The organism is Absiella sp. AM29-15, from assembly GCF_003434225.1.
GTDB classification, from domain to species: Bacteria; Bacillota_I; Bacilli_A; order Erysipelotrichales; family Erysipelotrichaceae; genus Hoskinsella; species Hoskinsella hominis.
Window position 1 is genome coordinate 83,082 of record NZ_QVFL01000007.1, and the last position, 12,287, is coordinate 95,368.

The window sequence follows — 12,287 nt, forward strand, 5'->3', positions numbered from 1 at the left end:
TAGAACTACCTCAAGAAATTCGTCCCACTGTAATTGAAAAAATCAAAAATCAGGAATAATTATTGGAAATGGTGTTTACAAAAGTAAATGCCATTTTTCTATTTATACAATATAAATAATAATTTATGGGAAAGACTTGTGAATTTGAATCAAACGCAAAAATAAGTAGGCTGTATAAAATTCTTTGTAGTATACTGATTACAAAAGGAGGTTTTTGAGATGAGTGGTTATGGTGATTATGTCGAAAACAAAGGATTGAAACGAGGCTTAGAACAAGGAGAAATCAAAGCGACAGTAGAACACGTAAAAAAGCTGATGAAAACAACAAATGTGAGCATAGAAAAAGCGATGGATATGTTAGAACTACCTCAAGAAATTCGTCCCACTGTAATTGAAAAAATCAAAAATCAGAAATAATCATTGGAAATGGTGTTTATGAAAGTGAATGCCATTTTTCTTTATTTATATTATAAATGATAGACTATAGCTTATGATTATAAATGAAATTAAAAATGAGTATACAGGTTGTTGACTGCTAATAGTAAAAAATCTAATTACTTTTGATCGAACTAGCATCTATATTTGATCTAAATTCATTTGGGGTACAATGATATCTTTTTTGAAATTGCTTATAAAAGCTTGTAAGGTTGTTAAATCCTACAAGTTCTGATATTTCATAAACAGGATAATTAGTATTTAATAAAAATATTGTGCTCTTTTTTAGTCTTTCTTCAAAGACAAGTTTTTTAAAAGTTTCTCCTGTTTGTTGTTTAATGAAATTGCATATATAAACTGACGTATATCCTAGATGGTTACACATATCATTTAAATTACCTCGTACATAATTGTTCTTTATGTAATTCAAAATTGACTGTAGTAATTCTTCGTTTTTCTTTTGACTATGATAGTTGGTGTCAAAACCAAAACATCTTATCAGATGCGTAATCAAAATTGAGATATATCTATCTATTAATTCACTAGAGCATATTTGAGTATCTAAATGTTCACATAGGATATTTTGTACACATTGATGCACCAATTGATTGTTTTTAGTATTACAAATAAGATAATGTGTATGAATACCTTTTTTTCCTAATAATTGTTTTAAGAATTTAGATAGAATGGATTCTTCAGGAAGATTATTTATAAATGATTCCGAAAAGAATTCTACTTTTAAAATGATATTTATTAAAATGTCATCCATTGATGTTGGTAAAATTTCGTGAGGAACATGTTTGTCTATGATAATAAGATCGCCTTTATTTAAAGCAATTTTTTTATCCTCCAATTGAATAGTGATGTTACCATGATATACATAATTGATTTTTATATAATGATAAATATGCATTGGTATCTTAGGACAATTTCTTTCATGGACACTTATAATATGATTTACTCCATGAAAATCTCTATCAGAACCTAGAATAGTTAGATATTCATTATTGTAAGGAACTATATCATGATTTAAAATGAAATGTTGAAAAACAGTATTTTCATCTACTGTTGAAACAGTATGATTGCTATACAAATATGCTTCCAATTCTTGATAATTCATATAATCTCCTTTGAAATATTAAATTTTGATAGTCTCTTAATAAATTTTTAGTATTTTTAAATGGAATAATGGCCTTTATAATATGAATTGTAACAAATAACCCTATATATTTCAAGGCCGAGAATGTGAGTGAAAGTTATAAAAAATGATAGTGAGAGAGGAAAATGAAAATGAAGAATAAATTAATAGGTTTTTTTGAAAAATCCCAACCATTTTTTGATCGTTTAGGTAGTAGTGCATATTTACAAGTTATTTCAAGTGCTATGATGGGTACGCTAGGTGTTATATTTGTTGGATCAATAGCTGTATTATTAGCAGTACTTCCATCTACAGTGTCTGCTTTATCATTCTTAGCTGCTTATTCACCAATGTTTCTAAAAATAAATAATATAACGATTGGTGCTATGTCACTATATGTAGTTGTGTTAATATCATATCAATTAGTAAAAAGATTAGAACCTGAAGAAGATGGTATATCTGCAAGTATTATTTCGTTATTATGCTTCTTAATTATTACACCGCTTGATACAACCACGGATGGTGTTACAGCGATTCCAGCAACTTGGTTAGGCGCTCAAGGTGTATTTTCTGCAATGATTGTTGGTTTAGTATCAGCAAGATTATACTTAGAGATTAAACGCAGAAATTTAACAATAAAGATGCCTGCAAGTGTACCACCGATGGTATCAAATATTTTTGCATCATTAGTTCCTACTATTTTAATTGCAATTTTATTTATCATGATTAATTGGTTGTTTAGTATAACATCTTATGGTAGTATGAATCAATTTATTTATTCCATTATTCAAGGACCATTACAAGGAATTGGTGGAAATATTACTGCAATGATTGTTATATCATTAATTTGCCAATTATTATGGTTCTTTGGCATCCATGGAACGAATGTTACCATGCCAGTTGTTCAAGCTTTATGGATGGCAATGGATGCGGAAAACTTAACTGCACTTGCTGCTGGTAACCCATTACCTAATATCACAGGTTATGCTTTCTTTAGTATTATTACTTGGGGAGGAACATCTTTAGGACTAGTGTTATTAATGTTAAGAGCAAAAAGTAAACAATATCGTGAAGTTGGTAAAATTGGATTAGTGCCTATTTTATTTGGTATAGGTGAACCAGTAGTATTTGGTACACCATTAGTATTAAATTTTAAACTAGCAATTCCTCTAATTACAAATAACTCAATATGTTTATTGATATCTTATATCTGCATTAAGTTAGGTATTGTTAGTGTTTTCAGTGGTGTTGCACCAGTATTTGGTATGCCAATTGGGTTATACGCTGCATTTCAAGGAAGCGTTTCAATTATCGTATTACATTTAATATTACAATTTATAATTGGACCTTTATTATGGTATCCATGGTTTAAACGTTTAGATAAAGAAACTTATGAACAAGAACAATTACTAGAAAGTGCAGGGAAATAGGATGTATAGTTTTAAAGTACCAGAAGATAAAAAAATAAATATCATTATTGATAGCGATGCAAAAAATGAAGCTGATGACCAATATGCAATTGTCCACGCTTTACTAAGTCCAAAATTAAACGTGAAGGGAATTATTGGAACACAGTTCTCAAAAAGACGTACTCTTACAAGTATGATAGAAAGCTATGAAGAGTGTAAAAAACTGGTTTCTTTAATGAACTTTTCTACTCCTGTATACAAAGGTAATGTAGAAGCTCTAGATTCTTTAGAACATTACGAAGTTTCAGAAGGCTCAAAGTTTATTATTGAAGAAGCTAAAAAAGCAGAAGGTGAATTATATATTGCATGTATGGGGGCTCTAACAAATATTGCAGTAGCTGTATTACATGAGCCTTCTATAGCAGATAAAATTTCAATTGTATGGGTTGGTGGAAGATTAAATGTATCTGACGATAAAGGATATGAAGCTAACGCCAGGAATGACTATAAAGCTGTAAATGTTGTAATGGAAAGATGTTCTAAAATTTTGCATATACCTTATGAAACATATACAATGATGCAGGTATCAATAGCTGAATTAGAATTAAGAGTAAAGCCATATCATGAGATTGGGGAATATCTATTCAATCAGTTAAATGATTTTAACTATAACATTAATCGTCCTTGGACAAATGGCGAAAGTTGGAATATGGGAGATACAACGTCAATATCGGTCTTAATTAACAAACATAGCGCAACCTATGCCAAAAGAAATGCCTTTATATTAGATAAAGAATTAAATGTCACAGAAATAGATAAAGAAATCACTGCAGTCACAAGCATTGATAGTAGATATGCTATGGAAGATTTCTATGCAAAATTAGTCTTGTTTTCAAGACACCAAAAACAAACTCTCTTTTAATACCTTTTTCAAATAGCAGCATACCTCATGGATATCACCCAACTGTAATTGAAAAAAACAAAAATCAGGAATAATCATTGGAAATGGTGTTTACAAAAGTAAATGCCATTTTTTTGTTTTGTGATAATTATATAAAAATGGAAATTCAGTTAGAAAACAATTAAAATCATCTGTTTTTTCTTACTATTTCCAAAAAACGAATTCCTTGATAACTTTTTTAGGATTTTCATACCTAAATTACGTATATAGATAGTATACGGTGTCAGACCGTGTAGAAAGATGAGGATTTGTATGAAAAAAACAAAGAAGATGAAAATGGAAAGAAAAGAAAATGCGGATATTCTATATGATGGTAAGGAGATTGTTGTCATAGGCGCAGACTATGAAACTGAAAAAAGTAAAAATGAGGTAAATTTAATGATGGCGCAACCTACATTCTTGACCATTTGTAAATGTGGTATGTTTTCAAATAATGATACCATGTTTGAAAATACGACAGTGAAAGATGTTTTTGTGAAAAGTAGTTGTAATTTAATTTTTAAAGGGAAAGCATATGTTGATCAAAAGGAAAAAGAGGACGCAATCAAACGCTTTGAAGGCGTTTTTGAAGAAGAAAAGGCAAAGTTGAAAGAAACATATAAAAATGATCGTTTATATAGTGTCAGATATATTAAAGAATACCCTATAATAAATGGAAATGTACAAAAAACGGGAATAGGTGCTTTACAAGGCGAAGTGAGAACATATGATGAAAACTTTAGTTTGAGCGATATTGAAACCATTATGCAAATTACATCAGAGGAATTAGTAAAAAAGGAAAAAGCAATAGGATACAATAATTTAACATCCTTTGAGAAGCTGTTACATAAACTTGAGAAAAATGCAGATATCAGAAAGTTGGAACATTTAGTTTTAAAAAGTGTAGAAGCAGTGAAGAGAACAGATGAAGTCAATAGAAAAATTTCAGATTTTATGAAAGGGCGTAGTTGTGGCGTAAATGATTCAGAAGCATTCGTGAAATTAGAAATGCCAGTAGATAAGCAAAATGAAGAAACCGCTGAACGTTATGCAGCATTTAGTGTTATGAAAAGACAATATGAGATGATGAATGATGAAGAAAAAGCTGAGTTTCTAAAAGCATATAGTGAAGAAAATGACACAGATCCAAAACAGAAAGCATTTTATCAAATGGTAAATGAAATTTTAACATCACCACAACAGCTAGAGGAAAGAGAGGAATTTAAAGATATTCATTTAAAAGCACAGGTTATTAAAACAGTAGAAGATGCCCCAGCTGGTATGAACGATAATCGTATTTCAGTTAAAGTAAACAAAGTCGGCACAAAAGAAAAAATAGAATTATTTTCTATGGATAAGGTGGAATTAGATAAAGAAATCCGTAAAAAAGGATTTGATGGCCTTAGTGGATTTGAAAAATATTGTTACCTGACCTTCTATGGCGAAAACGAATTTGTGAAAGATGCTGATGCAGCTATGCAGGAGTGCTGGGATGATATTCAAAACGCGCTAAACCATCTCCAATATCAAACTAACTAAGATATCAAAAGGGAAGAAATACGTTAGATTGTATCAGAATATCACAAAAACTCATCTCTTAAAATCTACTTCATAAATCAGTGTGGTTTTATGCTATAATATAAAAGTGAGTTAGGAGTGTTAGACATGCAAAAAGGTCTTTTTATAACATTTGAAGGAAATGATGGTAGTGGGAAAACAACAATTTCTCAAATGGCATACGAAAAATTAAAAGAAGCCGGTTATCCTGTGATATATACAAGAGAACCTGGTGGAATTGATATCGCAGAACAGATACGCAAAGTAATACTTGATCCTAAGAATACCGCAATGGATGCACGTTGTGAGGCATTATTATATGCCGCAAGCAGACGACAGCATTTGGTAGAAAAAGTATTGCCTGCCCTTGATGAAAAGAAAATCGTACTATGTGATCGATTTGTGGACAGTTCACTGGTTTATCAGGGAATTGCTCGAGGGATTGGTGTAGATGAAGTTATGCAAATCAATGAATTTGCGATTGAAGGTCATATGCCAGACGCCACAATCTTTTTAGATGTTGATTTAGAAACAGGCTTGGCGCGTGTTGCAAATCGAGGAAATATGGATCGCTTAGATGCAGAAGGCATGGCATTTCATGAAATGGTTGCGAAAGGATATGCGACGATCAAAGAAAAATATGCGGATCGTATGCATATAGTAGATGCAAATAAAGAAATGGATGATGTACTGACACAAACCATAACCACATTATTGGAGATCATAACACCTTATGTTTAAAGAACAGCTAGAACAACAGCAGCCAGTTGTTTACCATACATTAAAAAATGCTTTAGAAAATGATAAACTGGCACATGCCTACATGTTTTCTGGGCCAAGTGGTACGCCTAAAAAACAGACAGCTTACCTTCTAGCACAAAGTCTTGTCTGTGATGAAAAAGGATTTGCTTGTGAAACCTGTGATACCTGTCAAAGAGTTTTGCATAATGAATATGCAGATATGATTTATATAGATGGCACAACGACATCAATTAAAAAGGATGATATTATCAAGCTGCAGGAAGCATTTAATAAAACTGGTCTGGAAGAAAAAGGTAAAAAAATCTATATTCTGGATCATGCTGAAAATGCAACACCTGATGCATTAAACTCCTTATTGAAATTTCTTGAGGAGCCAAGCAATGATATGATTGCAGTTTTGATAGTCGAACAATTGGAACGTGTTCTTCCAACCATCATCTCCCGATGCCAGAATATTCCATTCATTCCTTTGAGCAGTGAACAATGCTATGAAGCAGTGAAAAAGGATATGGGGGAATTAGATGCATATTTATTAAGTCATATGATAAGAAATAAAGATGCGATTATGGAAGCATATGAGAGTGAAGATTATCAACATGCTTTATATGTATTTAAAGGTGTAATTGATCAATATCTGATAGATCCATATGGTGCATTGTTATTCTTACAGGTAGAAGGATTTCCTGCAAAACAGAAAAAGTATGGAAAAGTATCTTTTGGATACGTTCTAGATATGCTGTCTTTATTCTTTAAGGATTGTATGAAGCATAAACAGGTACCAGATCCATGGTATCAAGAACATATGAAGCGAATGATAGATAAACATATCAATGATATCGCAATCATGCAGGTGTTAATGGACACAAGAGATAAACTACTTCGGACATCCATTAATCTGCAGCTGTTAATTGATGATATGATTTATCAAATGAAAGAGGTGAGCTGATATGCAGAATGTAAAAAATGAGCATAAAAATGATGCTGTCAAACAAGAAAACAAGTCATTTAAGACTGAAGATAAGTTTCATAAAGATGACAGAAATTATCGTGATGATAAATTACATAAAAATGATATCAATCATAAAAAAGATGAACAAAAACCATCAAGAACCTATAAGTATCTAGCTTTTGTATCATTCAAAGAAAGTAAAAAGGTATATTCCTTTGGAAGTGATCAAAACGACTTTCATGTAGGTGATGATGTTGTTGTGGAAACCGTTCGTGGTTTAGAGCTTGGTAAGATTGTTAAAGAAAGCGAAGCATTCATACCGAATGGAATGGAAATCAAACCAATTATCCGAAAAGCAACTCCAAAAGATTTAAAGAATGCGGAAGTAAATGTTGAAAAAGCTAAAAAGGCTTTGGTTACATGTAATGAATGTATTCATAAATTAGGTTTAGATATGAATCTGATTGAGGCTGAATATACATTAGATTGTAGTAAAATCATCTTTGTATATGTCGCAGATGAACGTGTAGATTTCCGTGAGCTATTAAAGGAATTAGCCGCAATCTTTAAATGTCGTATTGAGCTACGCCAGATTGGACCTAGAAACAAATCAAAAATCGTTGGTGGATTAGGCAGCTGTGGAATGGAAACATGTTGTTCAAGATTCTTAAATGATTTTGATGTAGTATCCATCAATATGGCAAAAAACCAGTTGTTGGCATTAAATATTCAAAAACTAAGCGGTCAGTGTGGCAAATTGATGTGTTGTTTAAAATTTGAAGATGACCAATACAAAAAGCTACGAGAAGGGCTTCCTAAATTAAATTCACAGATAGAATATAAAGGCAGCCGCTATCGAATTACCAGTATGAATGTATTACTTCAACAGGTAAAGATTGAAAATAAAGAAGATGTACAATTCTTAACATTTAAAGAATTATGGCCAGATATTGATTTCAAAGATCGGTAGGTGATTGGTATGATACGCCAAAAAAGTTTTGATAATGACAGACCAACGTTATATGTTGTCGCAACGCCCATTGGTAATTTAGATGAAATGACACCAAGAGCTGTTGAAATCTTAGAGAATGTAGATGTGATTGCGGCAGAAGATACTAGAAATACATTGAAACTATTATCACATTTCCATATCAAAACACGTTTGATTTCTCATCATCAACATAATGAAACACAAAGTACAAATGGATTACTGGATTTATTGGAAAAAGGTAATGATATTGCTTTGGTAAGTGATGCAGGATATCCTTTGATATCTGATCCAGGTGGAGTAGCCGCAAAGAAAATTATGGATGCGGGATTTAATGTCGTGCCAGTTTCCGGCTGCAATGCTATGCTGGATGCACTTGTTGGCTCTGGTTTAAATACACAGCATTTTATGTTTTACGGTTTTCTTCAATCATCAGAAAAAGGTAGAACTTCAGAACTTTGTGATTTAAAATATTTTCCGTATACAATGGTATTTTATGAAGCACCACACCGTATTGAAAAATGTCTGAGAACCATGTTAGAGGTATTTGGTGATCGCCAAATATGTCTTGCAAGAGAACTAACAAAGAAACATGAAGAATTTATTCGTGGCACTATTGAAGAAGTTTTAGAAATTGTGGATGATTTAAAAGGCGAAATGGTGATTGTCGTAGAAGGCAGTCAGGATATCAAAGATGATAGAGAAGATGCTGCAGTACCTTTGGTACATGAACAGATCAAGCAATATATCGATGGTGGATTAACAACGAATGAAGCAATCAAAAGAGTAGCCAAAGAACGTGGATTATCACGTAATGATGTTTACAAAGAATATCACGAACTAAGTTAAGAAACAGGAAGCAGGATGTTATAGATGTCCTGCTTTTTCATATGAAAATTTAGAAACATAAAAATACGTGGGAATTTCACGTTTTTTTAGTTCAAAACAACAAGATGTTTATGGAGCATTAACTGAAAATTATATTGCGAATGAGTTTACTAGTTATGGGCTGCCACTGAATTATTATACTTTCTCAAATATCATTTCTAAGAAAACAGCCTTGCAAGAATACTCATTTTCTTATATCCTTATCTAAAAGAAGGTGTTTCTATGGATTTAAAAAAGAATATCGTTTTATATGCAGATATGTTGGAATGTAAAAGGAGAAATCAGCCAATATACTATGAAGATGAACACGCATTATGTATTCAGGATACGTATAATCAGATGTTATATTGTGCAAGCGACAACAAGAAAAGTGCTAAACGTATGGTGGAAGCGATGCCTGAAAGTTTTTCTATGATTGTGGCACATGATATGTATACAGATCAATATATAAAAGAACGTTTTCATATAGCGTGTACCTTAGAATGCTACCATACAATGTATATTGGAAAAGAGAAGCCAGTTGTGATATTGCCTGAAGGCTATACCATGCGTTTACTTGATGAACACTATTTACCAGAAGTAATGTCTTTATATTCCATGGAAGATTGTAACGATGAAGCATATCTGCGCCCATGTTTAGAAGATGGAATGGCTGGTGTTTTTCAAGATGATATCCTTTGTGGATTTATGGGGGTTCATGAAAAAAGTTCTATGGGAATCTTGGAAATAAAGCCAGAATATCGTCGTCAGGGACTAGCGATTGCGCTTATCCATCAGATAGTAGGAATGCAGATGAATAGAGGAAGAATACCTTATGGGGAAATTGTGAAAGATAATATCGCAAGTATCAAGCTTCAGGAAAAAGCAGGTTTGGTGGTAAGTAAAGAGCTAACATATTGGTATTTCCCTTAAATGTTCACAAATCGCTCACACAGAAAGATTGGAAACCATGTATAATAAAAATGAGGTGATTTGGATGAGTAAACTTTTGGTTGTGGATGATGAAGAACGTATCCGTTCTATTATTCGTAAATATGGAGAATTTGAGGGACATGAAGTAGATGAAGCAGGCGATGGAATGGAAGCGATTCGTATCTGTCAGAATCATACATATGATTTAATTATCATGGATATCATGATGCCAAATCTGGATGGTTTTTCTGCTTGCAAAGAAATCAGAAAAATTACAGACATACCTGTGATCATGTTATCAGCACGTGGAGAAGAATATGATCGTATCCATGGCTTTGAACTTGGCATCGATGATTATGTGGTAAAACCATTTTCTCCAAAAGAGCTGATGATGCGTGTATCCGCAATTTTAAATCGTTATCATAAAGATCAAAATACAAATAGAGAAGTATATGAACAGGCAGGATTGAAGATAGACTTTACAGGTAGAAAGGTTTTTATCCACCAAAAAGAAATTGATTTATCTCCTAAAGAATATGAATTATTATTTTATCTGGTACGCAATGAGGGAATTGCCCTTACAAGGGAACAGCTGATACACGATGTATGGGGATATGATTTCTATGGGGATGATCGTACCCTGGATACCCATATTAAACTTTTAAGGAAAAGCCTTCAAGAATATAGTAAGTGGATTATTACACTTCGTGGGGTAGGTTATCGTTTTGAAAAAGCAAAATAGTATGAAAAAGCCTGTTTCTATAAAATGGAAAATATTTGCATCCTTGGTGTTTTTCATTGCGATTGTTATTGTCGTACTATGGCTGTTTCAGGTGTTCTTTTTAGAAAATTTTTATATGTCTATCAAAAGTAATGCAGTTAAAAAAGCTGCTAGTCAAATTAATGAAATCATCACTTCAGATAAGGATACAGATAAAATCCAGACAATCGCAAAAGAAAATGATTTTTGTATTGAAATATATGAAAATAACGAAAATGAAATTGGTAAATTAAATCAAGTATATCCACAGAGTCAGGAAGATCTGCGATGTCGTATCAAAAACATTCAACAAAGTGCTGATTATATCATTGCACTTCAAGAGGATGTTGTGCGTACAGGGGAAATGGCATCTCAGATGGTGAATCATACAAACCAAGATCGAGGATGGAAAGCAGAAGATGTCTTGTTATGGAATCCTGTCCTGCAAAATGGTATCAATAAAAAACCATTGATTATTCAAAGCCGGGTTTTTAATAATATGACATATATTAGTGTACTGCCATCTAAAAATAAAACCTTAAAAACCGTTATCATAGATGCCCAGCTTACTCCTGTTAATGCTACTATTGATACAATCAAGGCACAATTTATCATGATTGCGATTATATTAATTTTGGTTGCCATAGGTTTAGCATTATACTTATCCAAGAAAATCGCAACACCAATTATTCATATCAATGAACGAGCAAAAGTACTTGCGACAGGAAAGTATGATGTGGGATTTAAAGGAAAAGGTTATTTAGAAGTTGAAGAATTAAGTGATACGTTGAACTATGCGGCAAATGAACTTAGCAAGGTAGATAATTTAAGAAAAGAATTAATCGCAAATACCAGTCATGATTTACGAACACCACTGACAATGATTGCAGGATATGGAGAAGTTATGAGAGATATTCCTGGAGAGAATACACCAGAAAATGTACAGATTATCATTGATGAAACCAAGCGATTAACTGCACTTGTTAATGATATGCTAGACTTATCAAAGCTTCAAGCAGGCGCCATGCATATCAACCGCATGCCTTTCAATATTACCCAGGAAATAGAACGAATCATTTTACGTTATGATAGGTTGTTGACAAATCAGGAAGTAGACATACTTTTTGAACATGATGCAGATGTTGATGTGAATGGTGATATCGTAAAACTTGGACAGGTCATTTATAATCTTATCAATAATGCAATCAATTACTGTGGTAAGGATCATAAAGTCATTGTCAAACAGATTTGTAAAGACCAACATGTTCGTATAGAATTTATTGATCATGGAGAAGGAATTGAAGAGGAACAGCTGCCATATATCTGGGAACGTTATTATAAGGTAGATAAAACACATGTTCGCTCTAAAGTAGGCAGTGGTCTTGGCTTGAGTATCGTAAAAGCTATTTTAGAACTTCATGAAGCAGAATATGGTGTAAGCAGTAAGTTACATGAGGGTACAGTTTTCTGGTTCTCATTACCAATTTATAAAGATTAGGTCATCTACGGATGGCTTTTTCTTTAGCAGTTTTATAAAATTTAGAACATT

General features: G+C 32.5%; 12 protein-coding genes. 11 read left to right on the plus strand and 1 reads right to left on the minus strand.

Features of this window, described 5'->3' with window-relative positions; translation table 11 throughout:
• The first annotated feature begins 219 nt into the window (after nt 1-219).
• Nucleotides 220-417, plus strand: a complete 198-nt coding sequence (locus DW761_RS08880; RefSeq protein ID WP_117517668.1) for a hypothetical protein — start codon at nt 220-222, stop codon at nt 415-417.
• A gap of 133 nt (nt 418-550) precedes the next feature.
• Here the strand turns inward: DW761_RS08880 and DW761_RS08885 are convergent, their stop codons facing one another.
• Entirely contained in the window at nt 551-1,555 is a 1,005-nt protein-coding gene (locus tag DW761_RS08885; protein WP_117452501.1) for an AraC family transcriptional regulator, read from the minus strand.
• A 170-nt stretch (nt 1,556-1,725) separates the two neighbouring features.
• Between DW761_RS08885 and DW761_RS08890 the strand changes: the two genes are divergently transcribed.
• The 10 genes from DW761_RS08890 to DW761_RS08935 all read left to right on the plus strand — a co-directional run bounded on the left by DW761_RS08890 (nt 1,726) and on the right by DW761_RS08935 (nt 12,236).
• Nucleotides 1,726-3,003, plus strand: a complete 1,278-nt coding sequence (locus tag DW761_RS08890) for a PTS sugar transporter subunit IIC (protein WP_117517670.1) — start codon at nt 1,726-1,728, stop codon at nt 3,001-3,003.
• A 1-nt stretch (nt 3,004) separates the two neighbouring features.
• On the plus strand, nt 3,005-3,904 hold the full coding sequence (locus DW761_RS08895) for a nucleoside hydrolase (protein ID WP_117452499.1): 900 nt from the start codon (nt 3,005-3,007) through the stop codon (nt 3,902-3,904).
• Nucleotides 3,905-4,195: 291 nt separating this feature from the next.
• Complete coding sequence (locus DW761_RS08900) at nt 4,196-5,461, plus strand: hypothetical protein (protein WP_117517672.1); 1,266 nt, start codon at nt 4,196-4,198, stop codon at nt 5,459-5,461.
• A 126-nt stretch (nt 5,462-5,587) separates the two neighbouring features.
• A complete protein-coding gene (gene tmk / locus DW761_RS08905) occupies nt 5,588-6,220 on the plus strand; it encodes a dTMP kinase (protein WP_117452497.1) in 633 nt (210 codons plus the stop codon).
• On the plus strand, nt 6,213-7,187 hold the full coding sequence (locus tag DW761_RS08910) for a DNA polymerase III subunit delta (protein WP_117452496.1): 975 nt from the start codon (nt 6,213-6,215) through the stop codon (nt 7,185-7,187). Before tmk ends, DW761_RS08910 begins: the two co-directional genes overlap by 8 nt.
• A gap of 1 nt (nt 7,188) precedes the next feature.
• Entirely contained in the window at nt 7,189-8,160 is a 972-nt protein-coding gene (gene ricT, locus DW761_RS08915; RefSeq protein WP_117452495.1) for a regulatory iron-sulfur-containing complex subunit RicT, read from the plus strand.
• Between the two features lie 9 nt (nt 8,161-8,169).
• Nucleotides 8,170-9,027 (plus strand): 16S rRNA (cytidine(1402)-2'-O)-methyltransferase, encoded by an 858-nt coding sequence (gene rsmI / locus DW761_RS08920; RefSeq protein ID WP_117452494.1) that lies wholly within the window; start codon nt 8,170-8,172, stop codon nt 9,025-9,027.
• Nucleotides 9,028-9,288: 261 nt separating this feature from the next.
• Nucleotides 9,289-9,978: a GNAT family N-acetyltransferase gene (locus tag DW761_RS08925; protein WP_117517674.1), complete on the plus strand. Its 690-nt coding sequence runs from the start codon at nt 9,289-9,291 to the stop codon at nt 9,976-9,978.
• 64 nt (nt 9,979-10,042) lie between these two features.
• Nucleotides 10,043-10,720 (plus strand): response regulator transcription factor, encoded by a 678-nt coding sequence (locus DW761_RS08930; RefSeq protein ID WP_117517676.1) that lies wholly within the window; start codon nt 10,043-10,045, stop codon nt 10,718-10,720.
• Nucleotides 10,704-12,236, plus strand: coding sequence for a sensor histidine kinase (locus tag DW761_RS08935; RefSeq protein ID WP_233513067.1), 1,533 nt, complete (start codon nt 10,704-10,706; stop codon nt 12,234-12,236). Before DW761_RS08930 ends, DW761_RS08935 begins: the two co-directional genes overlap by 17 nt.
• Nucleotides 12,237-12,287 lie beyond the last annotated feature (51 nt).